Origin of the sequence: Allobosea sp. Root381 (assembly GCF_001429395.1) — a bacterium.
Lineage (GTDB): Bacteria > Pseudomonadota > Alphaproteobacteria > Rhizobiales > Beijerinckiaceae > Allobosea.
Map to the genome: position 1 here is coordinate 139,713 of NZ_LMJT01000003.1, position 24,249 is coordinate 163,961.

A 24,249-nucleotide genomic window follows, 5' to 3' on the forward strand; every position below is an offset into this window, starting at 1 on the left:
ATTGCTTTGTCGCTTCACGCCTCGCAAAGACGGTTTTCCCTTGCGCTCGGCCACGCTTTGGCCGAATTGCCCGCGTGAATGGCGTGCGAACGCCGCAGTTCGGCGAAAGAGAGGAATGAGATGACGGTCAAGGTGGCGATCAACGGCTTCGGCCGCATCGGACGCAACGTTCTGCGCGCGATCATCGAGTCGAAGCGCAAGGATATCGAGGTCGTGGCGATCAACGATCTCGGCCCGGTCGAGACCAATGCCCATCTCTTCCGCTTCGACTCGGTGCACGGCCGCTTCCCCGGCACGGTGACCGTCTCCGGCGACACGATCGACGTCGGCCGCGGGCCGATCAAGGTCACCGCCGTGCGCGATCCCAAGGACCTGCCGCACAAGGCGCTGGGCGTCGACATCGCGCTGGAATGCACCGGCATCTTCACCACCAAGGAGAAGGCCTCGGCCCATCTCGCCGCCGGCGCCAAGCGCGTGCTGGTCTCGGCCCCCTGCGACGGCGCCGACCTGACGGTCGTCTTCGGCGTCAATGACGGCCAGCTGACGAGCGAGCATGTCGTCGTCTCGAACGCCTCCTGCACGACGAACTGCCTCGCGCCGGTCGTGCGCGTGCTCCATGACGCCGTCGGCATCGACAAGGGCTTCATGACCACGATCCACGCCTATACCGGCGACCAGCCGACGCTGGACACCATGCACAAGGATCTCTACCGCGGCCGCGCCGCCGCGCTCTCGATGATCCCGACCTCGACTGGCGCCGCCAAGGCGATCGGCCTCGTCATTCCCGAGCTCAAGGGCCGTCTCGACGGCTCCTCGGTGCGCGTGCCGACCCCGAACGTCTCGATGGTCGACTTCAAGTTCATCGCCAAGCGCAAGACCACGGTCGAGAAGATCAACGAGGCTATCGTCAAGGCCAGCAAGCGCGGCGCGCTGAAGGGCATCCTGGCCGTCACCGACCAGCCCAACGTCTCGATCGACTTCAACCACGACCCGGCCTCCTCGACCTTCGCGCTCGACCAGACCAAGGTCATGGACGACAAGTTCGTCAGCGTCGTCGCCTGGTACGACAATGAGTGGGGCTTCTCGAACCGCATGAGCGACACCGCCGTCGCCATGGCCAAGCTGCTCTGAAGCTAGCCACGAGGCGTAAGCCGTCTTATCAAGGCCACGTTCCTCCCGCAGGGCCGTGGCCTTGTTCTTATTTCAGCCAGGAACGGACCGAACATGGCCAAGATCGAGCCCACCGTGGCGCCTCCGCCGCCTCCCGCATCAGAGCCGGAGCCGACATCCGCGTCGCCGGTCGTGACGCAGTCCTCCCCGCCGGCCGCGCCATCCTACGCCGCGCCGCAGCCCACCCTGGCCCCGGCCCCTCCGATCAAGGACGCTCCGGCTTCGGCCGTCGAGCCCCGCCAGCTCGACCAGCTCTCCCGCATCGAGGAGAAGGCTGCGCGCATCGAGGAGAAGTTCGCCCGCTACGAGGCCGTCCTGACCCGCGCCGAAGCCTCGCTTGAGCGCTCCGCCGGCAAAGTCGACAGCGCGGTCGGCGCGCTCGACATCGGCGGCATCCGCAACGAGATCGCGGCGCTCCGCCAGCGCGTCGATGCGACGCCGCGCGCCGGTACGCTCTTCACGACCGCGATCGTCACCGCGGTCCTCACCGTTCTTCTCACCATCCTGGTGCTGAAGTTCGGCGTGCCGGGTCTGTTCGGGGGCTTGCTGCCGCAATGAGCTTCCGCACGCTCGACGACGCCGACCTCGCCGGCAAGCGCGCCCTCGTGCGCGTCGACCTCAACGTCCCGATGGAGGACGGCAAGGTCACCGACACCACTCGCATCGACCGCATCCTGCCGACCATCCGCGAAATGTCGGCGAAGGGCGCCAAGGTCGTCCTCCTCGCCCATTTCGGCCGTCCCAAGGGCCGCGACGAGAAGAACAGCCTGAAGCAGGTCGTCCCGGCCCTGGCGCATGCGCTGGGTCAGCCCGTCACCTTCCTGGCCGACTGCATCGGCGAGGACGTCGCCAAGGCCGTCGCAGCGGCGAAGAACGGCGAGGTCCTGCTGCTGGAGAACACCCGCTTCCACGCCGGCGACGAGAAGAACGACCCCGAATTCGTCAAGGCGCTCGCCGCCAATGGCGACCTCTTCGTCAACGACGCTTTCTCGGCCGCCCACCGTGCCCATGCCTCGACCGAGGGCCTCGCCCATCTGCTGCCTGCCTATGCCGGGCGCACCATGCAGGCCGAGTTGGAGGCACTCTCCGCCGGTCTCGACAACCCGGCCCGCCCGGTCATGGCGATCGTCGGCGGCGCCAAGGTCTCGACCAAGCTCGAGCTGCTCGGCAACCTCGTCAAGAAGGTCGACATCCTCGTCATCGGCGGCGGCATGGCCAACACCTTCCTCGCGGCGCGCGGCGTCGATGTCGGCAAGTCGCTCTGCGAGCACGACCTCGCAGTCACCGCCCGCGAGATCGAGCAGAAGGCCCAGGCCGCCGGCTGCGAGATCATGCTGCCGGTCGACGCCATGGTCGCCCGCGAGTTCAAGGCCCATCCCGGTCATCGCGTCGTCCAGATCGGCGAAGTCGCGGCCGACGAGATGATCCTCGATGCCGGCCCGCTCAGCGTCGCCGAGGTCGTGCTCAAGCTCGATGCGGTGAAGACGCTGGTCTGGAACGGCCCGTTCGGCGCCTTCGAGCTGCCGCCCTTCGACACCGCGACGGTGACCGTCGCCAAGGCCGCGGCCAAGCGCGTCAAGGCGGGCGACCTCGTTGCGGTCGCCGGCGGCGGCGACACCGTCGCGGCGATGAACCATGCCGCCGTCGCCGACGACCTCACTTACGTCTCGACGGCCGGCGGCGCCTTCCTCGAATGGATGGAAGGCAAGCCGCTGCCCGGCGTCGAGGCGCTGCGGAAGGCGTGAGCCGCTCGCTCTTCATCTTCCTGGTCCATTTAGGTGCGGCGGCGCTTGCAGGCGCCGCCGTCTTCGGCTTCCTAGCCCTCTCGGGCGCCACGATCCCGGCCTGGCTCCTGATCGGCGCCGTCGCGCTCCTCGCCACCGGCCCGGTCAACAGCGTTGCCACCGGTGCCTGGCAGCGCTGGTTCGGCTGACCAGCGCTGCCCTTGCGGCAGGGAATGTTTTGCGATGTTCTCGATCATGAGCGAGAACATCAAAGACGTTGTCCCGCAGAATCTGGTAAAAATTCAGAAGAATTTTGCTGCGTTCCGTCGCGATGTCACGGATCGCCTCGGTTGGCTCGAAACCATCCGGAAGCAGGCGCGTCGCAACATGGCTGCGATGCTGGTGATGATGCACGGCACGGCAGGCGTGTATGAGGAGCGTCTGAATCAGCTCGAGATCGATCGTATCGTGAAGCTGGAAGACCGCATGGTCGCCGTCGAAGCGCGGTTGCGCTGACAGCATTCGCGTTTTCGCCTCTTTCGCTTTGCCTCCGCCACAGTTCAGCACTAAATCCCTTCGGACAAGTCGAAACCAATCCGGAGGATCATCGTGGCCCGTATCACGCTTCGCCAACTGCTCGACCATGCCGCCGAGAACGACTACGGCGTGCCCGCCTTCAACATCAACAACATGGAGCAGGCACTGGCGATCATGGCGGCGGCCGATGCGACCGATGCACCGGTCATCATCCAGGCCTCGCGCGGCGCGCGCTCCTACGCCAACGACATCATGCTCAAGCACATGATGGACGCCGTCACCGAGATCTATCCGCATATCCCGGTCTGCGTGCATCTCGACCACGGCAACGAGCCGGCGACCTGCATGACCGCGATCCAGGCCGGCTTCACCTCGGTGATGATGGACGGCTCGCTCAAGGCCGACGGCAAGACCCCGGGCGACTGGGACTACAATGTCGGCGTGACCAGGCAGGTCACCGAGATGGCCCATCTCGGCGGCATCTCGGTCGAGGGCGAGCTCGGCGTGCTCGGCTCGCTTGAATCCGGCGAAGGAGAGAAGGAGGACGGCCACGGCTTCGAGGGCAAGCTCTCCCACGACCAGCTCCTGACCAATCCCGACGAGGCCGTGAAGTTCGTCGCCGAGACCAAGGTCGATGCGCTCGCCATCGCCATGGGCACCTCGCACGGCGCCTACAAGTTCACCCGCAAGCCCGATGGCGCGATCCTGGCGATGAACGTGATCGAGGAGATCCACAAGAAGCTGCCGAGCATGCATCTCGTGATGCACGGCTCGTCCAGCGTCCCGCAGGACCTTCAGGACATCATCAACCAGTACGGCGGCAAGATGCCCCAGACCTGGGGCGTGCCGGTCGAGGAGATCCAGCGCGGCATCAAGCACGGCGTCCGCAAGATCAACATCGACACCGACAACCGCATGGCGATGACCGGCCAGATCCGCAAGATCCTGTCCGAGCATCCCGGCGAGTTCGATCCGCGCAAGTATCTCAAGCCCGCCATGGAGGCGATGACCGCCCTCTGCAGGAAGCGGCTGGAGGAGTTCAACACCGCCGGCCAGGCCTCGAAGATCAAGCGCGTCGCGACCACCGCCGAGATGGCCAAGCGCTACGCCAAGGGCGAGCTCGACCCGACCTTCGGCAAGCAGAAGGCGGCCTGAAGACGCCAGGACCGCCAACGCAAGACCAGCCGCCGGAGCGATCCGGCGGCTTTTTTGTTGCACGGAGCCTCAATAGCCCACCGTGAAGCGACGCCTGGAGTGCTTGGCCTGCTCCAGCTCATCGACCAGCGCGACCGCATAATCCTCGGTCGAGATCGCGCTGTTGCCCTTCGCATCGACCAGCAGCTGATCGGTGCCGAGGCGGAACGTGCCGGTGCGCTCGCCCGGCTGGATCAGCGCCGAGGGCGACAGGAAGGTCCAGTTCAGCGCCGGCTCGGCCTTGAGCAGGTCGAGGAAGGCACCGCCCGCCCTCGCCTCGTCGAGATAGAGCGCGGGAAATTCCGGGGTGTCGAACAGCTTCACGCCCGGAGCCACTTCGAGGCTGCCGGCGCCGCCGACCGCGAGATAGCGCGGCACGCCGCTGTCCTTGACCGCGCCGATCAGCAGCGACGGATCGCTCGCCGAGAAATGCACGGCGCTGATCGCCACATCATGCCCGGTCAGCAGCGCTGCGAGCCCGGAGCGGTCGAAGACGTCGCCCTTCACCGCGGTGACCTGCGGCCCCGCCGGCACCTTCTCGGGGTTGCGGACGATGGCGCTGACCGCGTGGCCGCGGCTGACGAGTTCGGCGAGAATCCGCGAGCCGACATGGCCGGTGGCCCCGATCAAAGCAACTTTCATGGCACTGCCCTTTCTGGTATCCAACAGTTACTAGAGAACCGATGGAAACTAGATGGACGCGAAGACCGGAGCCGTAAAGACGGCACTTTCGCGACACCTGGTCACTTGCAGGAAACCCGCCATGCTGCACCGCCCGGACCCCTTCAACGCCCGCTGCCCGACGCGCCTGGTACTCGACCGGGTCGGCGACAAATGGGCGGTTCTGGTCATGATCCTGCTGGAGGATGGGCCATTGCGCTTCAACGCCTTGCGGCGGCGCATCGAGAACATCTCGCAGAAGATGCTGTCGCAAACTTTGAAGAGCCTGGAGCGCGACGGGCTGGTGACGCGCACGGTCTACCCGACCGTGCCGGTCACGGTGGAATACGCCCTCACCGATCTCGGCCGAACCCTTTCGGCGACCGTCGACGCGCTGAGGGTCTGGGCCGAGACCCATATCGGGGAGGTCGTCGCGGCGCAGGAGCGTTACGACCGCACAGGCTGACGGCTCTCGCGCCGATTGATCTTACGTGCCGATCTTGCCTCCGCCCTTCCGGGTGATCGCGACCACAGAAGGACGCACCGGCATGTCCGGCTTGAAGTCCGGCCAACGGGTCGAGAGATCCTCGTAATAGGAGCGTCGGCCGAATTCCGGCCAGTCCGGGCCGTCATCACCGGGATGCTGCACGGCGACGAAAGCGGTGGTGTCGTCCGGCGTGAAGCAGGGCCCGCAAAGCTCGGCGCCGTGCGGCACGCGGTAGAACAGCTTCGAGGTGCGGCGCGCCCCGCCCTCGGTGTCCACTGCCCAGAGCCCGTCGGTGCGCCCGGTCACGTCCGGCCCGTTGCCGTCGGTGGAGACCCAGAGCCGCCCGGCCGCATCGACCACGGCATTGTCCGGCATGCCGAACCAGCCATTGCGCGTCGTGTCGGTGGAGAAGCTCGCCCCGACCGCAGCGACCGAGGGGTCGCCGCAGGTCAGCAGGATCTCCCAGCGCCCGGTCGAGGCGGTGTGGTCGCCATCGGCCTCGATGATCTCGACGATATGGCCGAAGGCGTTCTTGGCACGTGGATTGGCGCCGTCGACCTGGTCGTCCTTGCGGCTCGTATTGTTGGTGAGCATCACATAGACCTTGCCGGTCACCGGGTTGGGTGTGATGTCCTCGGGCCGGTCCATCTTGGTCGCGCCCAGCAGGTCGCCGGCGCGCCGCGTCTCGATCAGCACATCGGCCTGGCTCGCGAATCCGTTGGCGGCCGTCAGCGGCCCCTGGCCGAAAACCAGCGGCAGCCAGGCAAGCGAGCCGTCCGCCGCGAATTTCGCGACGGAGAGCGTGCCGGAATCGAGCAGATCGAGATTGGCCGCGCGGTTATCGGGATCGAAGCGCCCCGCCGTGACGAATTTGTAGACATAGTCGAAGCGCTCGTCGTCGCCGAGATAGACAACGACGCGCCCGTCCTTCGCCACGATGTTGTCGGCGCCCTCATGCTTGAAGCGGCCGAGCGCAGTGCGCTTCTTCGGCACCGAATTCGGATCAAAGGGATCGACCTCGATCACCCATCCGAAGCGGTTGGCCTCGTTCGGCTCGCGGCCGAGGTCGAACCGGTCCTCGAAGCGGCCCCAGGCGTAAGGCGAGGACGGCACGGCGAGGCGCTTGTAGTTGGCCTCCTCGCGATGGCCTTCCGGCAGCTTGCCGGAGAAATAGCCGTGAAAATTCTCCTCGCCCGAGACGAAGGTGCCCCAGGGCGTCATCGCGCCCGAGCAGTTGTTGAGCGTGCCGAGCACCTTGCGGCCGCTGGAATCGGCGCCCGTCCGCACCCGCTCGGTCCCGGCGACGGGGCCGGAGAGCTGCATCTCGGTCGCGGCGGTAATCCGCCGATTATAGCGCGAGCCCTGCACCAGCGCCCATGTGCCGTCGGTGCGGCGGATCTCGGCGACCGTCGCGCCATGCGCCATCGCCTCGATGCGGAAGCGCTCCAGCGTCGCGTTCTTCATCACCGGCTTGCCGTCCTTGACCTCGACGACGCCGGGAAACATCAGATGCGGGTTGGTGTATTCGTGATTGACGAAGAGCACGCCATGAGCCGACGGATCGGCCGCGCCGGGCATCGGCAGGTAGCCGACGAAGTCGTTGTTGTAGCCGAACTGCTTGGCCTGTGCCTCCGGCGTCTGCTTCGCCGGGTCGAAGGCAGGAGCATCCGCCGTGATCGGATCGCCCCAGCGCAGCAGCACCTGCGCCTCGTAGCCCTCGGCGACATGGTGGTCGGCATCGACCCCGGCCTCGACCTCCTTGAAGGAAAAGGCAGAGGCAGCGCCCTGCGCCCTCGCCTCATCCGCAGTCTTCAGCGCCAGTGTACCGACCGTCGCCGAGATCGCCGACACGGCGAGCGCGCCTTTCAGCATGCCGCGGCGCGAGAAGCGCTGCGAGATCAACTCGCCCATGGTCGGGTTGTCGGTCGGGTTCCGCGGCTCGGCATCCTCATGCTCGAGCATGCTGGCGCCAAAGGTCGATTCGTAGCTGGTCTCGTCGCTCATCGGCGCAACTCCGCGGCAAGGACAGATTGGCATTGGAGAAAGTCGAGACATAGCCGTCGGCAGTGACGTCGGCGTGACGAAGCCCCATGCGGGCGCCGCGATCATGCCGGCAGGCTTTCCGGGGTCTTCCGGGCGGAGGCGGTTTCTGGTTGAAGGAGAGGTCTGCTTCCCCTCCCCGGCCGTTCCCGCCGCAGGTTCTCGATGTCGATCGTCTTCTCAGCGCTGGTCGCGGTCTTCGTCGGCTTCGCCGCCTCCGTCGCCGTCATCCTCGCGGCCGCACAGGCACTCGGGGCCACGGCCGACCAAACCGTGTCCTGGGTTGCTGCGCTCGCCATCGGCACCGGCCTGCCGAGCATCTGGCTGTCCTGGCGCTACCGCATGCCGATGATCTGCGCCTGGTCGACGCCAGGCGCGGCGCTGATCGCCGCCGCGAGCGGCTTCGACATGGCATCGGCAGTCGGCGCCTTCCTCGTCGCCGCCGTGCTGATGATGCTGACCGCAGCCTTCCGCCCCCTCGGCCGGCTGATCGAGCGCATCCCGATGCCGATCGCCTCGGCGATGCTGGCGGGCGTCATCTTCCGTTTCGTCGTCGCGGTTTTCGACGAGATGCGCGTATCGCCATTGATGGTGCTGTCCTTGCTCGCGATCTTCCTGGTCGCGCGGCTTCTCAATCCCTTCCTTGGCGTCATCGCGGCATTGATCGCCGGCATTGCCATCAGCTTCGCGGCCGGGTTGGCGCAATGGCCGGCGGGAGAGATCGCGCTCACCAGCCTCGAATTGGTCACGCCCCGCTTCGATATTGCCGCCATGCTCGGAATCGGCGTCCCGCTCTATCTCGTCACCATGGCTGCCCAGAACCTGCCCGGCTTCGCCGTGCTGCGCGCCGCCAGCTACCAGCCGCCGACGGCGCCGGCCCTGTTCGCGACCGGGCTCGCCTCGCTGGTCACCGCCCCCTTCGGGGCGCATATGTCCAACATGGCGGCGATCAGCGCCTCGATCTGCACCGGCGGCGATACCCACCCCGACCCGGCACAGCGCTGGAAGGCGGGCGTGATCTACGGCTTCGCCTACCTCGTCATCGCCGGCTGCACCGGGCTGCTGATCGCGCTGCTGCTGGCCCTGCCGAAGGCTCTGATCGTCGCCGTAGCGGGGCTCGGCCTCGTCGGCTCGCTCACCGGCGCGCTCGGCCAAGCGATGTCCTCGGACCGCGAGCGCTTCGCGGCCGTCATCGCCTTCGCCGTGGCCGCCTCCAGCCTGACATTGTTCGGCGTCGGCTCAGCCTTCTGGAGCCTCATTGCGGGCCTTAGCGTCTTGACATTGGACGCCGTCACGGGCCGTTTGCGCGCGAGATCATGACCATGCACAACCCCACCACCCGCCTGATGCTCGTGACGCCGCCCGTGGCGGATGCCGACGCGATGGCCTTCAAGCTGATGCAGGCCCAGGCCGGCGGCGATGTCGCGGCGATCCTGCTGCGTCTCGCCGACGGCGACGAACGCACCCGCATCGAACGCGTCAAGCGGCTCGCCGGCCCGGTCCAGGCTGGCAATGTCGCCCTCGTCGTCGAGGCCCCGGCCCTGATTGCGTCCCGCGGCGGCGCCGACGGCGTGCATCTGACCGGCGGCGCCGAGGCCATCGCGGAGGCGCGCTCCAGCCTCAAGAGCGAGCGCATCATCGGTGCCGGCGGCCTGCGCTCCCGCCACGACGCGATGGATATCGGCGAGACGGGCGTCGACTACGTCCTGTTTGGAGAGCCGCGCCCCGACGGCTCGCTGCCGCCGCTGCCCGCGGTGATCGAACGCGCCTCCTGGTGGGCCGAGATCTTCGAGACGCCCTGCGTCGCCTATGCGCCGGACGCGGAATCCGTGCCTGCTCTCGTGGAGACCGGGGCCGAATTCCTGGCGCTGGGTGCCTGGGCCTTCGACGAAGGCAGCGACATCCGCGCCCTCGTCGGTGAGGCGAATGCGGCCATCGCCGCCCGTGCCGCCCGGAAAGCCGCGCGATGAGGCGGTTGGGCCGCGGCATCGCCGGCCTGCTGCTCGCCGGCCTGTCGCTCGTCAGTCTGGCATCGACGCTCCCGGCTCTCGCCGCCGAGCGTGACGACGCCTATGCCGCCTACCAGACCGGCCATTATCGCCGCGCGCTCGACGAGGCGCTGAAGCGCATCGAGGCCGACACCAAGGACGCCGCCGCCATGACGCTGGTCGGCGAACTCTACCGGCAGGGCCTCGGCGTCCCGCCCGACCAGAAGGTCGCAACGGAATGGTATGAGCGCGCCTCCGAGCGCGGAGACATCAACGCGACCTACGCACTGGCGATGGCCCTGCTCGACGACGCGAGCGGACGCCGCGACCCGGACCGCGCCGGCACCCTGCTGCGGCGCGCGGCGGAAGCCGGCCATCCGGCGGCCAACTACAACCTGGCCCTGGCCTTGCTCGCCACCGGACAGCCGGCCGACGACGCGCTCGCCACCAAGAGCCTGGAACGCGCCGCCGAGTACGGCATCGGCGACGCGATGTATGCACTCGGCACCCTCGCCAAGCAGGGCCGCGGCATGCCCAAGAGCGACGAGAAGGCCGCCGAGTGGATGGCCAAGGCTGTCGTCACCGGTAACATCGCCGCCGAGATCGAATATGCGATCATGCTGTTCAACGGCACCGGCGTCGCCGCCGACGAGCGGGCCGCGGCGACCTTGTTCCTGCGCGCAGCCCATAAGGGCAATCCGATTGCGCAGAACCGCATCGCGAGGCTCTACCAGATCGGCCGCGGCATCGCGCCGGACTCGATCGAGGCCGCCGCCTGGCATCTGGTGGCACGCACACGAGGCCTGGACGACCCGGCACTCGATCAGCTTTTCGACCGGCTGAATCCCGAGCAGCAGGGCCGGGCCGCGCGCCTCGCCGCCAGCCGCATCGAGGGCGCGGCCTTGACGGCGCCCTGACAGGCGCGCAAGTGACCGGTTGAATTTCGATCAACCCACCACTCCCTCATCCTTCGAGACGCCGCTTCGCAGCTCCTCAGGATGAGGGCTGTATCTACAATCCGGCCTCTCGCAACGGCTGGACTATGCGCCGCAGTGGCGCGCACGAGGTTTGACATGATCCGCTCCCCCCTGATGACCGTGATGACCGACGCCGTGATGAAGGCGTCCCGCTCGCTCAAGCGCGATTTCGGCGAGGTCGAGAACCTGCAGGTCCTGGCCAAGGGCCCCGGCGACTTCGTCTCGAAGGCCGACCACAAGGCCGAGGAGATCATCCGCGCTGCGCTCGAGAAGGCCCGTCCCGGCTACGGCTTCGTGATGGAGGAGAGCGGCGTCGTCCAGGGCACCGACGAGAGCAATCGCTGGCATATCGACCCGCTCGACGGCACCCACAACTTCCTGCGCGGCATTCCGCACTGGAACATCTCGGTGGCGCTGGAGCGCGACAACCAGTTCGTCGCCGGCGTGATCTACGATGCCGCCAAGGACGAGCTCTTCATCGCCGAGAAGGGCAAGGGCGCCTATGTGAACAACCGCCGCATGCGCGTCTCGGGCCGTCGCGAGCCGGCCGAGATGCTGATCGGCATGGGCGTGCCCCATATCGGCAAGGGAGGCCATCCGCTGTTCCTGCGCGAGCTCGGCGCCGTGATGCCGCGCTTCTCGAACGTCCGGCGCATGGGCTGCGCCGCGCTCGACATCGCCTATGTCGCGGCCGGGCGCATGGACGCCTATTGGGAGCGTGGCCTCAACACCTGGGATTTCGCGGCCGGCGCGGTGATGATCCGCGAGGCCGGCGGCACGTTCGGCACGCTCGACGGCAAGCAGCCGACAATGGCGCATGACGTCATCTGCGGCAACGAGATCGGCGAGCAGGCGTTGCGAGCCGCCCTCAAGGGCGCCTGAGCGACAGAAATCCGGCACAGGAGAGGCCCCGCGGGCTTCTCCTCATATGTCGTTGATCTTTCGTGCTTGATCATCGCGACACGGGAAGCGACAGTTCCCGCGTCGATACGCTGGCGAACGGAAAGACAAGCATGCCGAATGACGATCAGGCGGCCGAACACGAGACGGTCGCGCCCGTCCGGGACGAGGTCCGCTTCTCGCGCCCGCTGCGCTACGCCATCCGCTCGCTGCTCTTTCTGGCCCTGATCGGCTTCCTCGGCTTCATCCTGCAAGCCGGGCTCGTCTCGGCCTTCATGACCAATCCCGGCCTGAACGGCCTGATCCTCGGCGCGCTGTTGGTCGGTGTGCTGATCGCGCTGCACCAGCTCTGGGGCCTCCGGAGCGAGGCGCGCGCCGCGACAAGGCTTGCCGCCGCGCCCGCCCGGGCCGAGCTGCGCCGCAATCAGGTCATCTCCCCGCTCGGGCCGGTGCTGCCGGCGCTAGAGGCTCGCAGCCTTGCTCCGTTCCAGGCGTCGAGCGTGCTCGAATCGATCGCGATCAGGCTCGACGACGGGCGCGAGGTGCTGCGCTATCTCGCCGGCCTGCTGGTCTTCCTCGGCCTGCTCGGCACCTTCTGGGGCCTGCTCGAAACCGTCTCCTCGGTCGGCAACGTCATCAAGAGCCTGCGCACCGGCGCCGAGGCCGGCGTGCTGTTCGACGAGCTCAAGGCCGGCCTCGCCGCCCCGCTCGCGGGCATGGGCCTGTCCTTCTCCTCATCGCTCTTCGGCATCGCCGGCTCGCTCATCCTCGGCTTCCTCGAACTGCAGATCGCCCAGGGCCAGCGCCGCTTCCGCAACGAGATGGAAAACTGGCTCGGCACGCGCACCGCGACCGCCGAGCCGGCGGTCACCGCGTTCCAGCCGCTGGCCGGCAACCCGCTCGCCGACCGGCTCGACAAGCTCGGCGCCGCGATGGCCGAAAGCGGCGCCAACAACCGCGCAGCGACTCAGGCGTTGGCCAACCTCGCCGAGGGCGTCCAGGGCCTTGTCCAGCACATGCGCTCCGAGCAGCAGCTGATTCGCGACTGGGTCGAGGCGCAGGCCGCGCGCGAGAAGGATTTGAAGCGCCTGATCGAACGCCTCACCGCAGACAAGCTGATGGAGCCGTGATGGCGCTCCGTCCGTTTGTCGGCCCGCATGCAGGAGCCTGACCGCGATGGCCCTCTCCCGCTCCCACCGCCGCGACGAGTTGAACTACTGGCCGGGATTCGTCGACGCTCTGTCGACGATGCTGATCGGCATCGTCTTCCTGCTCTCGGTCTTCGTGCTCGGCCAGTTCTTCCTCTCGCAGGAGCTGACCGGCAAGGACACCGCGCTGGAGCGTCTCAACCAGCAGATTTCGGAGCTCACCGACCTTTTGGCACTGGAGCGCTCCTCCAACCGCCAGGCCCAGGAGAGCCTGAGCCTGCTGCAATCCTCGCTGACGCGAGAGCAGGCCGAGCGCGGCCGCATCCAGGACATGCTCAGCGCCCAGCCGGGCAATATGGGCGCGCAGCTCGGCGAGGCGCAGAAGGCGCTTGAGGCCGAGAAGCAGCTTTCTGCCCGCGCCCAGTCGACGGTCGATCTCGTCAACCAGCAGATCCTGGCGATGCGCCGCCAACTCGCGGCGCTCGAGGAGGCGCTCGGCGCTTCCGAGGCCAAGGAGAAGGACTCCCAGACGCGCATCGCCGATCTCGGCTCGCGGCTGAACGTGGCGCTGGCCCAGCGCGTCCAGGAGCTGGCGCGCTACCGCTCGGACTTCTTCGGCCGCCTGCGCCAGGTGCTGGGCACGAGGCCCGATATCCGCGTCGTCGGCGACCGGTTCGTCTTCCAGTCCGAGGTCTTCTTCGATGCCGGCCAGGCCGTGCTGAAGCCCGAAGGGCGGGGCGAGCTCGACAAGCTGGCGGCCATCCTGGTCGATCTTGGCCGCGAGATGCCGCCCGACATCCCCTGGATCCTGCGCGTCGACGGCCATACCGACAACCGGCCGATCCGCTCGGCACAGTTTCCGTCGAACTGGCACCTCTCCTCGGCGCGAGCCATCGCGGTGGTCGAATACCTGATCAGCAAGGGCCTGCCGAGCGACCGCATCGCCGCGACCGGCTTCGGCGAGTACCAGCCGCTCGACGTCGCCAACAACGACGATGCCTGGCGCCGCAACCGCCGCATCGAGTTCAAGATCACGGAACGCTGAAGACGACCATGGCCGACAATCCGAACCGTCACGGGCGCCCTGCCCGCTTTCCGGCGGCTGCCTTCCTGCTGGCCCTCGGCGCGGGCCCGGCGCTCGCCGAGCCGAAGACGAGCATCGTCGATAACTGCGCCTATTGCCACGGGATCGACGGCATCGCCCGCGACACCGAGGTGCCCCATCTCGCCGGCCAGAACGAGCGCTATCTCTACAACCAGATGATGGCTTTCCGCTCCGGCAAGCGCCCCCACAAGGAGATGCGCTTCATGGCCCGCGACATGACGGTGCCCGAGATCGCCGCGCTGGCGGCCTATTACGCCGCTATGTCGCCGCGCTGAGCGGCCCCGGCCACGAAATGGAGCGCGCCCATGTCGATCACGGAACCCGCTGACGCAGCCGAACGCCGCGCCAAGCCCGCCGTCATCTGCTATCCGGTGCAGGCCCTGCCGCAGCCGGACATGGCGCTGCTCGGCCGCGCCCGCGAGCGGCTGACGAAGACGGACGAGGTCATCGTCGCCCCGCGCGACGCCACGACCTTCCAGGTGCCGAAGGGGCATTTTTTCCGGATCGTCGGCATCGACGGCCCGCAGGTCGGCGATCTCAATCTCTGGAACGCCGCCGACCTGTCGGAGCGCTTCTTCAGCGGCAAGACACGCCAGCTCCATGCCACCCATGTCTCGACCGGGGACCGGCTCTGGAGCAGCCTGCCCTTCCTGCGGCCGATGGCGACGATCACACACGACACCCTGTCCTGGTACGGCTTCGACGCCGATGGCGGCGGCGTCCACGACGTCATCGGCACGCGCTGCGACCCCTATACCAACCGGCTGCTGAGCGGCGGCGACTACCACAATTGTTGCCATTCCAACCTGACGCGCGCGCTCGCGAAGGCGAAGGGGCTGCCGCCGGCCGAGGTCGAGCACCATGTCCATGATGTGCTCAACGTCTTCATGTGTACCGGCTTCACCCGGGACACGCAGCAATACTTCATGAAGGCGAGCCCGGTGCGGCCCGGCGACTTCATCGAGTTCTTCGCCGAGATCGACCTGCTCGGCGCGCTCTCCGCCTGCCCCGGCGGCGATTGCAGCGCGACCCATTCCAGCGACACCGCGACCTGCTATCCGCTCAAGGTCGAGATCTTCCGCACCGAGCCGGAGCTGCTCGTGGGCTGGACCTCGCCAGAACCCAGCGCCTATCCGCGCACGCATGGGATGACGGGCTGAGCATCGTTCGATCGCGCCGGGAGGCGCTTCCCGTCATTGCGAGCGAAGCGAAGCAATCCAGGGGGGCGTAGAGCGCCGCCGCCCCTGGATTGCTTCGTCGCTGACGCTCCTCGCAATGACGGTCAGGGGTGCCGTCCCGTCTAAGCCGCTCAGGCCGCCTCCAACCCGAACTGCAGCGCCGCCAGCCGCGCATAGAGGCCGCCGCGCGCCTTGAGCTCGGCATGGGTGCCATCCTCGACAACCCGCCCGTCCTCCATCACCAGGATGCGGTCGGCCGAGAGGATCGTCGCCAGCCGGTGCGCCACGACCAACGTGGTGCGGCCCCGCATCAGCCGGTCGAGCGCATCCTGCACCGCGCGCTCGCTTTCGGAATCGAGCGCGCTCGTCGCCTCGTCGAGCAGCAGGATCGGCGCGTCCTTCAGGATCGCGCGGGCGATCGCGAGGCGCTGGCGCTGGCCGCCGGACAGGGTCACCCCGCGCTCGCCGACCACGGTGTCGTAGCCTTCAGGCAGGCTGCGGATGAACTCATCGGCCGCGGCGAGCCTCGCCGCCTCCTCGACCTCGGCCCGCGTCGCCCCGGGGCGGCCATAGGCGATGTTGTCCCGAACCGAGACGCCGAACACGGTCGGCTCCTGCGGCACCAAAGCGAAGCGGTCGCGCCAGGCTTCCGGATCCGCCTGCGGCCCCGCGACGCCATCGACCACGACGCGCCCGGAAGACGGATCGTAGAAGCGCAGCGCCAGTTGCAGCACGGTGCTTTTGCCGGCGCCGGAGGGGCCGACCAGCGCGATCCGCTCACCCGGCCGCACGCGCAGGCTGAGCTCCGACAACGCCTCGACGCTGCGGCCGGGATAGCTGAACGAGACCGCCTCGAAGGAAAGCTCCCCGCGCGGCGGCTCCGGCATCGGCTTGGGCGATGGCGGCGCCGCGATCGCCGGCTTGGTCGCGAGGATCTCGCCGAGCCGTCCGGCCGCGCCGGCCGCGGCGGAAATCTCGCCATAGACCTCGGAAAGCTGGCCGATCGAGCTCGCCGCGAGCACGGCGTAGAGCACGAACTGCGACAGCCGCCCACCGCTCATCCGCCCCTCGAACACCTCGGTCGCGCCGACCCAGAGCACCCCGACCACGCTGGCGCTCACCAGGAAGATGGCGATGCCCGAAAGCAGCGCGCGCGAGGCTGTGGCCGCACGCGAGGCGTCGTAGGCATCGTCGGACGCCGCGGCGAAGCGCCCCGCGGTCTGTCGCGAGGCGCCGAAGGACTGCATGGTGCGGATTGCGCCGACAGCCTCGGCGGCGAAGGCCGATGCATCCGCGAGGCGATCCTGCGCCGCCCGGGCGCGCCTGCGCACCGAGCGTCCCGAGAAGACCAGCGGCAGCACGATCAGCGGGATCGCACCGATCACGATCGCCGAGAGCTGCGGGCTGGTGGCGACCATCAGCGCCAGCGCGCCGATGGTCATGATGGCATTGCGCAGCGCGATCGAGGCCGTCGAGCCAAAGGTCGACTTGATCTGCGTGGTGTCGGCGGTGAGCCGCGAGATCAGGTCCCCCGCCCGGCTCGAATCGAAGAAGGCCGGCTCCAGCCGGGTCAGATGGGCGAAGACGTCGGCACGCAGATCGGAGACGATGCGTTCGCCGACCGTCATCACGAGATAGAAGCGGGCCGAGCTCGCCAAAGCGAGCACCGCGACGACGCCGATCAGCAGGATGAAGTAGTTGTTCGCCAGCTGCTGCTCGCCGCCCGAGAAGCCGACATCGATGACCCGGCGCACCGCCATCGGCAGCGCCAGCGTGGCGACCGAGGCGACGACCAGCGCCAGCAGCGCCAGCCCGATGCGCCCCTTGTGCTTGAGGGCATAAGGCCAGAAGGATGCGAGCAAGCGGAAATCGGGCCGCGGTTTTTTGTCGTCGGTTACAGCTTCGGCCACGCGACTTTGTCCTGTCCTGCTTGCACTGTCGGCCGGGCTGCGATATGTGCACGCGACTTCACGACAGGCTCATACGAATTTTTCGACGGGCCGGGCAGGCTCGCCTGCTTGTCGACCACGCCCGCTTATCGAGTTCGAGGATTTAGCCATGGCCAAGACCGGCATCCACCCCGACTACCACACCATCAAGGTCGTCATGACCAATGGCACGGAATACTTCACGCGTTCGACGTTCGGCAAGGAGGGCGACACCCTCAACCTCGACATCGACCCGACGACGCACCCGGCCTGGACCGGCGGCACGCAGCACATGCTCGATCGTGGTGGCCGCGTCTCGCGCTTCAACACGCGCTTCGCCGCCATCGGATCGCTCGGCAAGAAGTAATCTGCCTGCGAGCGGCCTTGCCCTCGCTGATCTGAATCAAACAAGGCCCGGTCTTCTCGACCGGGCCTTGTTTGTTTTGACTGTATGGGCGGCTGTCAGCCACCCATGATCCGGATGCGCTGCCGCGCCGGCCGCCTCAGAAGGCCATGCCGAGTTTCGCCTTGAGGCTGTCGAGCTGGTTCTGGACCGGATTCGCCCTTTCGCTGGGCGCCTGCTTGCCCGACATCTGGCCCTCGAGATGACGGATGCGGGCCTGCATGCGGAATGAATGCCCCATCAGGTCGCGCAGGCCCTGCGGCAGGCGCTCGACCTCGACCGCCGGCGCAGTGGCGAGTTGCTCGGGGATCCTCACCTTGTCGTTCTCGGCCTGCGCCTGCTCGGCGGTCATCTCGCCTTCGGCCACCGCCCGCTGCACCAGAAGCCAGGAGGCGATCTGCATCAGCCGCGTCGTCAGGCGCATGCTCTCGGTGGCATAGCTCAGGGCAACCTCGCGCGGCAGCGCCGCCGATTCCGCCCGGCCGTCGCCGTCGAGATAGGCGGCCGTCCGCTCGACAAGCCCCATGCCCTCGCGAAACAGCGCCATGAACGCATCGGATTTGACGAAGCCGCGCGCGAAGGAAATCGCTCCCTCGTCGGCATCGGGCTCGAGCATCAGCAGGTCTGTCATTACGGTGTCTCCTATCGACACAACATCGTGCTTGCCTGGCACGCGTCGCGGTTCTTTCCACCGATGTCGCAAAGATAACGCCGCTGCTCCCGCGCCGCGCTGGTAAGATGTGGTTAACCTTAACGCGGATAGAGAACACAAAAAAGAGCCGCCTCGGTCGGGCGGCTCGAAGGTCAACAGGGAGGCGTCAAACAGAGAGGGCAGGAGCCACTCGCATCCAGACAATCCGGACAGCCATATTCATACTTTGGAATCGTTAAGGAGCGCTTAACGCGCGCCGCCAGGCCGCACTCCTCAGTCCGGTTTGCGGAAGAACGCGTCCGCTGCGTTGCGCGACGCCGCCTTGCCGGTCCTGGCCTCGGCCAGCCGTTCGATCTCGGCCTTCAGCGCCTCGATGCGCTGGTCGATCTCCGCCAGCGAGAGCATCGACAGATCCTGCCCGATCTCATGCACGGCCTTGGGTTTCGGACGATCATCATCGGGAAAAAGCGACATCCTGACCTCCATCTGCGCGGGCGGCGGCAGACTAGGACCGAAAGCCGGCCCGCGCCACTCGCCTTCCCGCAGCCCAGCGTGCTTTTTCTTGGACACCTGCCCCGGCCTCGCCTATAACGCGCGCCATCCTGTTCATCGTCGATGATTTGGATGGCCGGCCGGGAAGGCCGGTCGGCGCATGAGAACCCTTGTCCGCGACGCCGATCCGGCCCGTTCGCCGGCTTTCGAGATTCAGGAGACAACCCGTGTCGAATCCCCCGCTGATGCCGAAGGCCACCGCGGTCTGGCTGGTCGAGAACACGTCCCTGACCTTCGAGCAGATCGCGGAGTTCTGCAAACTCCACCCGCTCGAGGTGCGCGGCATCGCAGATGGCGAGGTCGCCGCCGGCATCAAGGGCCTGGACCCCATCACCTCGGGCCAGCTCACCCGCGAGGAGCTCGAGCGCGCCGCCAAGAACCCGGCCCACCACCTCAAGCTCGCCGAGCGCAAGGTGAAGGTGCCTGAGGTCAAGCGCGCCAAGGGGCCCCGCTACACCCCGGTCTCGAAGCGCCAGGATCGCCCGAATGCGATCCTCTGGCTGCTGCGCAACCATCCCGAGCTCAAGGACGCACAGATCATCCGCCTGATCGGCACGACCAAGTCGACGATCGCCCAGATCCGTGACCGCACCCACTGGAACGCCCAGACGCTGACGCCGATCGACCCGGTCAGCCTCGGCCTCAGCTCGCAGATCGATCTCGACTTCGAGGTCGCCCGCGCCGCCAAGGACCGCCCCGCGGCGCTGGCTGAGGTCGGCTCGACCCTGCTCCCGGCCGAAGAGACCACCGCGCCCGAGCCCGCTCCGCTGAGCCAGACCTTCGCCGACATGAGCAAGCCGAAGCGCGAGGAAGAGGCGGCGATCGACGTCGATTCCGTCTTCGCCAAGCTGAAGCAGATGAAGCGTCCGGTGGACGAGGACGACGAGGGCTGAGGCCAGCCCTGCCGCTCGTCATGCTCGGGCTTGCCCGATCATCTCGGAAACCAAGGCGTTTTGCCCAAAGATTCTCGGGTCGAAGCTTTGCTTCACCCGGGAATGACGATCGAGACTACCCGAGTCCCCTGCCCTTCAGCACGCTGTCGATCTCGTCGAGCACGGCCGGATCCTCGATCGTCGCCGGCATCGCATAATCCTCGCCATCGGCGATCTTCTTCATCGTCGCGCGCAGGATCTTGCCCGAACGCGTCTTCGGCAGCCGGTTTACCGTCACCGCGATCTTGAACGCCGCCACCGGCCCGATCCGCTCACGCACCAGCGCGACCAGCTCCTTCTCGACCTCGGCCGGCGACTGGCTCGTGCCGGCCTTCAGCACGACGAAGCCGCAGGGCTGCTCGCCCTTGAGCGCATCGCGGATGCCGACCACCGCGCATTCGGCCACGGCCGGATGGGCCGCCAGCACCTCCTCCATCCCGCCGGTCGAGAGCCGGTGGCCGGCGACATTGATGATGTCGTCGGTGCGGCCCATGATGAAGACGTAGCCGTCCGCGTCGATGAAGCCCGCATCCGAGGTGTTGTAATAACCCGGATAGGTCGTGAGATAGGCCTCGCGGAAGCGCGCATCGTCGTTCCAGAGCGTCGGCAGCGCGCCGGGCGGCAGCGGCAGCTTGAGCACGATCGCGCCCATCATGCCCGGTGCCACCGGCCGGCCGCCCTCGTCGAGGCACTGCACGTCCCAGCCCGGCAGCGGCACGGTCGGCGAGCCGTGCTTCACCGGCAGCAGCCCGAGCCCCAGCGGGTCGCCGACGATCGGCGAGCCGCTCTCGGTCTGCCACCAATGGTCGATCACCGGCACCTTCAGCAGTCCCTCGGCCCATTTCAGCGTTTCGGGATCGGCCCGCTCGCCGGCAAGGAACAGCGCCTTGAAACGGGACAGGTCGTGCCCGGCGATATGCTTCCCCTCCGGGTCTTCCTTGCGGATGGCGCGGAAGGCGGTCGGCGCCGTGAACAGCACCTTGACGCCATGCTCGGCGATGACGCGCCAGAAGGCGCCGGGATCGGGCGTGCCGACCGGCTTGCCCTCATAGAGCACACTGGTCGCGCCCTGGATCAGCGGCGCATAGACGATGTAGCCATGGCCGACGACCCAGCCGACATCGGAGGCGGTGAACATCACCTCGCCGGGCCCGACGTCGAAGAGTTGGTCCATCGTCGCCTTGAGCACGACCATGTGCCCGCCATTGTCGCGCACCACGCCCTTGGGGCGGCCTGTCGTTCCGGAGGTGTAGAGGATGTAGAGCGGATCGGTGGCCGCGACCTCGACGCATTCGGCCCGGCGACCGGCAGCCTTCGCGGCCGCGACCAGTGCGCGCCAGTTCCTGTCGCGCGTCGCATGCATCGAGGCTTCCACCTGCGGCCGGTTGAGCACGACGCAGGCATCCGGCTTGTGCCTGGACATAGCAATCGCGGCGTCCAGCAGCGGCTTGTACTCGACCACGCGCGTCGGCTCGACGCCGCAGGTCGCGGTCAGGATCACCTTCGGCTCGGCATCGTCGATGCGCGTCGCCAGTTCCTTCGCGGCGAAGCCGCCGAACACCACCGAATGCACTGCACCGATGCGCGCGCAGGCAAGCATCGCGAAGACCGCCTCCGGGATCATCGGGATGTAGATGATGACGCGATCGCCCTTGCCTACCCCGAGGTCCTTTAGCACGGCGGCCAGCGTCGAGACCTCGTCCAGCATCTGCGCATAGGTGAGCTTGGCTTTGGTCCCGGTGACGGGGCTGTCATGGATCAGCGCGACCTGGCCGCCGCGCCCGTCGCGGACATGGCGGTCCAGCGCATTGAAGCAGGTGTTGCAGGTCGCATCCGGAAACCAGCGGCCATAGACGCCCTGCCCGGCGTCGAACGCCCGCTGCGGCGGCCTGATCCAGTCGATGCCCTTGGCGATATCGAGCCAGTAAGCTTCGGGATCGGCCTGCCAGCTTGCATAGGTCTCGTGATAACCCTCGGCGGGACGGGTGGAGGCCGCATGGGAGCCATTCATCGGAAGCGTTCCTCTGCGCCGGCTTTCATCCTAAAGCCCCACGGCGAGCCGGCATGGGCGGGGCGGTTTGGCGCGAATCCTGCGCCCTCCTCCCGCCGCGAGGCAAGCTTTCGCTGCTACGACTTTCGCTGACCTCTGCATCCCTCTCCCCGACTTCTCGGCGCTGCCTCGCTCATGTCCCTGGATCTCGCCTTCTTCGCCGCCATGGTTCCGGCCGTCATCCTGATGGGACTGGCCAAGGGCGGCTTTTCAGGTCTCAGCCTGCTCTCGTTGCCGCTGATGGCACTCGTCGTCTCGCCGGTGACGGCCGCTGCGATCATGCTGCCGCTGCTGATTGCACAGGATGTCGTGACGGTCTGGTCCTATCGGCGCGATTTCGACAAGCGCAACCTCGCGACGCTGGCACCCGGCGCCCTGCTTGGCGTGCTGGCAGGCTATCTGCTGGCGGCCAGGGTTTCCGACGCCGCGGTCGGCCTCGCCGTCGGCATGATCTCGATCGGTTTTGCGCTGCGCCGCATGCTGGCCGGCAAAAGTGGGACGCCGGTCGTCCGGCGCGCGAACTGGGGCGCCGGCGGCTTCTGGGGCCTCGTCTCCGGCTTCACCAGCATGATCGCCCATGCCGGCGGGCCGCCCTTCCAGATCTACGTCATGCCGCAGCGTCTGCCGCCCGCCGTCTTCGTCGGCACCGGCGCGATCTTCTTCGCAGCGATGAACGTCGTGAAGCTCATCCCCTATCTGGCGCTCGGCCAGTTCAGCGCGCAGAATCTGACCGCCTCGGCGGCGCTGCTGCCGGTCGCGGTGGCCGCCACCTTCGCCGGCGTCTGGCTGGTGCGCCGCGTACCGGCCGAGCGATTCTACGGCATCATCTACTGGCTCCTGCTGCTGGTCGGCGCCAGGCTCGTCTTCGTCGGGCTGCAGGGTTTGTTCTTCGCGTGACGGCGCGGTGGCGCCGGGAGCGTCTTCGTCGGAATGGCTAGTTACAAGCGGCCGCCGGGCGAGCTAGACCGAAGGCGTGGGGAAGGACGCTCCGATGACCAGCTCAGCCTATGATACCGATCTCGACCGCAACCCGGCCAACTACCAGCCGCTGAGCCCGCTGCCCTTCCTCGAACGCGCCGCGGCCGTCTTTCCGGATCGCACCGCGATCATTCACGGCCCGCTCCGCCGCAGCTATGCAGAGTTCTATGCCCGTGCCCGCCGGCTCGCCTCGGCGCTGGTGCGGCACGGCGTCGGCAAGAACGACACCGTCGCGGCCATGCTGCCGAACACCCCGGCCATGCTCGAATGCCATTACGGCGTACCGATGGCCGGCGCCGTGCTCAACACGCTGAACACCCGCCTCGACGCGGCGATCATCGCCTTCTCGCTCGACCATGGCGGCGCCAAGGTGCTGATCACCGACCGCGAGTTCTCTGGGACGATCAAGCAGGCGCTGGCCCTCTGCAAGGTCAGGCCGCTGGTCATCGACTATGACGACCCGGTCTATGACGGTCCGGGCGAGCGCCTCGGCGGCATCGAGTACGAGGATTTCCTCGCAGGCGGCGACCCCGATTTCGACTGGCCGATGCCGTCAGACGAATGGGACGCGATCGCGCTGAACTACACATCAGGCACGACCGGCGATCCCAAGGGCGTGGTCTACCACCATCGCGGCGCCAATCTGCTCGCGACCTCCAACATCATCACCGGCAATCTCGGGCGGCATCCGGTCTATCTCTGGACGCTGCCGATGTTCCACTGCAACGGCTGGTGCTTCCCCTGGACGATCTCGGTCGTCGCCGGCACCCATGTCTGCCTGCGCCAGGTCCGCGCCAAGGCGATGTATGACGCGCTCGCCGACCATGGCGTCACCCATCTCTGCGGCGCGCCGATCGTGATGTCGGCCCTGCTCAACGCCACAGCCGACGAGCGTCGCGACTTTCCCCAGACCGTGTCCTTCTTCACCGCCGCCGCCCCGCCGCCCGAGGCCGTCCTCGCCAGCATGAAGCAGGCCGGCTTCGAGGTGACGCATCTCTACGGGCTGACCGAGGTCTACGGCCCCGCCGTCGTCAACGACTGGAACGGCGACTGGGACACCCTCTCGCCCGGCGAGCAGGCGGCGAAGAAGGCCCGCCAGGGCGTGCGCTATCCGGCGCTGGAAGGGCTCGATGTGCTCGACCCCGAGACGATGCAGCCCGTCCCGCGCGACGGCACGACGTTGGGCGAGGTCATGATGCGCGGCAATGTCGTGATGAAGGGATACCTCGGCAATCCGAAGGCGACGAAAGCGGCCTTCGCCGGAGGCTGGTTCCACACCGGCGATCTCGGGGTGCGCTATCCCGACGGCTACATCCAGCTCAAGGACCGCTCCAAGGACATCATCATCTCAGGCGGCGAGAACATCTCCTCGATCGAGGTCGAGGACGCGCTCTACAAGCACCCAGCCGTCCAAACGGCCGCGGTCGTCGCCAAGCCGGACGAGAAATGGGGCGAGACGCCTTGCGCCTTCGTCGAACTCAGGCCCGGCCAGACCGCGACCGAGGCCGAGATCATCGCCTGGTGCCGGCAGCACCTCGCCTCGTTCAAATGCCCCCGCACGGTGGTCTTCACCGAGATCCCCAAGACCTCGACGGGCAAGATCCAGAAATTCCGGCTGCGGGAGATGGCGCGCGCGTTGTGAGCGC

Annotated in this window: 25 protein-coding genes; 19 read left to right on the plus strand and 6 right to left on the minus strand. The window is 67.5% G+C overall.

Annotated elements, in window-relative coordinates; genetic code table 11:
• Positions 1-120: 120 nt before the first annotated feature.
• The 6 genes from gap (at position 121) to fba (ending at position 4,586) form a co-directional block, all read left to right on the plus strand.
• Positions 121-1,131, plus strand: a complete 1,011-nt coding sequence (gap, locus tag ASE63_RS04910; protein WP_056797403.1) for a type I glyceraldehyde-3-phosphate dehydrogenase — start codon at positions 121-123, stop codon at positions 1,129-1,131.
• Positions 1,132-1,224: 93 nt separating this feature from the next.
• Positions 1,225-1,728, plus strand: coding sequence for a hypothetical protein (locus ASE63_RS04915; RefSeq protein WP_056797405.1), 504 nt, complete (start codon positions 1,225-1,227; stop codon positions 1,726-1,728).
• Positions 1,725-2,915 carry a phosphoglycerate kinase gene (locus ASE63_RS04920; protein ID WP_056797408.1) on the plus strand — a complete coding sequence of 397 codons (1,191 nt, stop codon included), beginning with the start codon at positions 1,725-1,727 and terminating at the stop codon, positions 2,913-2,915. The genes ASE63_RS04915 and ASE63_RS04920 overlap by 4 nt, the downstream gene beginning before the upstream one ends.
• Positions 2,912-3,103 carry a hypothetical protein gene (locus ASE63_RS04925; protein ID WP_056797410.1) on the plus strand — a complete coding sequence of 64 codons (192 nt, stop codon included), beginning with the start codon at positions 2,912-2,914 and terminating at the stop codon, positions 3,101-3,103. Before ASE63_RS04920 ends, ASE63_RS04925 begins: the two co-directional genes overlap by 4 nt.
• A gap of 46 nt (positions 3,104-3,149) precedes the next feature.
• Positions 3,150-3,410 carry a hypothetical protein gene (locus ASE63_RS04930; RefSeq protein ID WP_156410199.1) on the plus strand — a complete coding sequence of 87 codons (261 nt, stop codon included), beginning with the start codon at positions 3,150-3,152 and terminating at the stop codon, positions 3,408-3,410.
• Between the two features lie 93 nt (positions 3,411-3,503).
• Positions 3,504-4,586, plus strand: coding sequence for a class II fructose-bisphosphate aldolase (fba, locus tag ASE63_RS04935; RefSeq protein ID WP_056797416.1), 1,083 nt, complete (start codon positions 3,504-3,506; stop codon positions 4,584-4,586).
• Between the two features lie 69 nt (positions 4,587-4,655).
• Here fba and ASE63_RS04940 read toward each other — a convergent pair whose 3' ends face one another.
• On the minus strand, positions 4,656-5,267 hold the full coding sequence (locus ASE63_RS04940; RefSeq protein WP_056797421.1) for an NAD(P)-dependent oxidoreductase: 612 nt from the start codon (positions 5,265-5,267) through the stop codon (positions 4,656-4,658).
• A 124-nt stretch (positions 5,268-5,391) separates the two neighbouring features.
• On the opposite strand from ASE63_RS04940, the gene ASE63_RS04945 reads away from it, so the two are divergent.
• Positions 5,392-5,751: a helix-turn-helix domain-containing protein gene (locus tag ASE63_RS04945; protein ID WP_156410206.1), complete on the plus strand. Its 360-nt coding sequence runs from the start codon at positions 5,392-5,394 to the stop codon at positions 5,749-5,751.
• Positions 5,752-5,772: 21 nt separating this feature from the next.
• Here ASE63_RS04945 and ASE63_RS04950 read toward each other — a convergent pair whose 3' ends face one another.
• Positions 5,773-7,776, minus strand: a complete 2,004-nt coding sequence (locus tag ASE63_RS04950) for a PhoX family phosphatase (protein ID WP_056797427.1) — start codon at positions 7,774-7,776, stop codon at positions 5,773-5,775.
• Between the two features lie 201 nt (positions 7,777-7,977).
• Here ASE63_RS04950 and ASE63_RS04955 point away from each other — a divergent pair, with 201 nt between their 5' ends.
• The 8 genes from ASE63_RS04955 to ASE63_RS04990 all read left to right on the plus strand — a co-directional run bounded on the left by ASE63_RS04955 (position 7,978) and on the right by ASE63_RS04990 (position 15,090).
• Positions 7,978-9,132: a benzoate/H(+) symporter BenE family transporter gene (locus ASE63_RS04955; protein WP_056797431.1), complete on the plus strand. Its 1,155-nt coding sequence runs from the start codon at positions 7,978-7,980 to the stop codon at positions 9,130-9,132.
• 2 nt (positions 9,133-9,134) lie between these two features.
• Positions 9,135-9,782, plus strand: a complete 648-nt coding sequence (locus ASE63_RS04960; protein ID WP_056797434.1) for a thiamine phosphate synthase — start codon at positions 9,135-9,137, stop codon at positions 9,780-9,782.
• Positions 9,779-10,717: a tetratricopeptide repeat protein gene (locus tag ASE63_RS04965; protein ID WP_056797437.1), complete on the plus strand. Its 939-nt coding sequence runs from the start codon at positions 9,779-9,781 to the stop codon at positions 10,715-10,717. The genes ASE63_RS04960 and ASE63_RS04965 overlap by 4 nt, the downstream gene beginning before the upstream one ends.
• Positions 10,718-10,873: 156 nt before the next feature.
• On the plus strand, positions 10,874-11,659 hold the full coding sequence (locus ASE63_RS04970) for an inositol monophosphatase family protein (RefSeq protein ID WP_056797439.1): 786 nt from the start codon (positions 10,874-10,876) through the stop codon (positions 11,657-11,659).
• 131 nt (positions 11,660-11,790) lie between these two features.
• Positions 11,791-12,807 (plus strand): hypothetical protein, encoded by a 1,017-nt coding sequence (locus tag ASE63_RS04975; protein WP_056797708.1) that lies wholly within the window; start codon positions 11,791-11,793, stop codon positions 12,805-12,807.
• Between the two features lie 46 nt (positions 12,808-12,853).
• Positions 12,854-13,870, plus strand: coding sequence for a peptidoglycan -binding protein (locus ASE63_RS04980; RefSeq protein ID WP_056797442.1), 1,017 nt, complete (start codon positions 12,854-12,856; stop codon positions 13,868-13,870).
• 8 nt (positions 13,871-13,878) lie between these two features.
• Positions 13,879-14,205 (plus strand): c-type cytochrome, encoded by a 327-nt coding sequence (locus ASE63_RS04985; RefSeq protein ID WP_056797444.1) that lies wholly within the window; start codon positions 13,879-13,881, stop codon positions 14,203-14,205.
• A 30-nt stretch (positions 14,206-14,235) separates the two neighbouring features.
• Entirely contained in the window at positions 14,236-15,090 is an 855-nt protein-coding gene (locus tag ASE63_RS04990) for a DUF1989 domain-containing protein (RefSeq protein ID WP_056797446.1), read from the plus strand.
• A gap of 149 nt (positions 15,091-15,239) precedes the next feature.
• Here the strand turns inward: ASE63_RS04990 and ASE63_RS04995 are convergent, their stop codons facing one another.
• Entirely contained in the window at positions 15,240-16,970 is a 1,731-nt protein-coding gene (locus ASE63_RS04995; protein WP_056797448.1) for an ABC transporter transmembrane domain-containing protein, read from the minus strand.
• A 196-nt stretch (positions 16,971-17,166) separates the two neighbouring features.
• On the opposite strand from ASE63_RS04995, the gene rpmE reads away from it, so the two are divergent.
• Positions 17,167-17,403 carry a 50S ribosomal protein L31 gene (gene rpmE, locus ASE63_RS05000; protein WP_056797451.1) on the plus strand — a complete coding sequence of 79 codons (237 nt, stop codon included), beginning with the start codon at positions 17,167-17,169 and terminating at the stop codon, positions 17,401-17,403.
• 136 nt (positions 17,404-17,539) lie between these two features.
• Here the strand turns inward: rpmE and ASE63_RS05005 are convergent, their stop codons facing one another.
• Positions 17,540-18,070, minus strand: a complete 531-nt coding sequence (locus ASE63_RS05005; protein ID WP_280137434.1) for a DUF1465 family protein — start codon at positions 18,068-18,070, stop codon at positions 17,540-17,542.
• A 294-nt stretch (positions 18,071-18,364) separates the two neighbouring features.
• Complete coding sequence (locus ASE63_RS05010; RefSeq protein WP_056797714.1) at positions 18,365-18,565, minus strand: DUF1192 domain-containing protein; 201 nt, start codon at positions 18,563-18,565, stop codon at positions 18,365-18,367.
• 245 nt (positions 18,566-18,810) lie between these two features.
• Here ASE63_RS05010 and ASE63_RS05015 point away from each other — a divergent pair, with 245 nt between their 5' ends.
• Entirely contained in the window at positions 18,811-19,536 is a 726-nt protein-coding gene (locus ASE63_RS05015; protein ID WP_056797453.1) for a cell cycle transcriptional regulator TrcR, read from the plus strand.
• 115 nt (positions 19,537-19,651) lie between these two features.
• Here the strand turns inward: ASE63_RS05015 and ASE63_RS05020 are convergent, their stop codons facing one another.
• Positions 19,652-21,586 carry a propionyl-CoA synthetase gene (locus tag ASE63_RS05020; RefSeq protein WP_056797456.1) on the minus strand — a complete coding sequence of 645 codons (1,935 nt, stop codon included), beginning with the start codon at positions 21,584-21,586 and terminating at the stop codon, positions 19,652-19,654.
• Between the two features lie 174 nt (positions 21,587-21,760).
• Here ASE63_RS05020 and ASE63_RS05025 point away from each other — a divergent pair, with 174 nt between their 5' ends.
• Complete coding sequence (locus ASE63_RS05025; RefSeq protein WP_056797458.1) at positions 21,761-22,522, plus strand: sulfite exporter TauE/SafE family protein; 762 nt, start codon at positions 21,761-21,763, stop codon at positions 22,520-22,522.
• 94 nt (positions 22,523-22,616) lie between these two features.
• Positions 22,617-24,245 (plus strand): acyl-CoA synthetase, encoded by a 1,629-nt coding sequence (locus tag ASE63_RS05030; RefSeq protein WP_056797461.1) that lies wholly within the window; start codon positions 22,617-22,619, stop codon positions 24,243-24,245.
• The last annotated feature ends 4 nt before the right edge of the window (positions 24,246-24,249 follow it).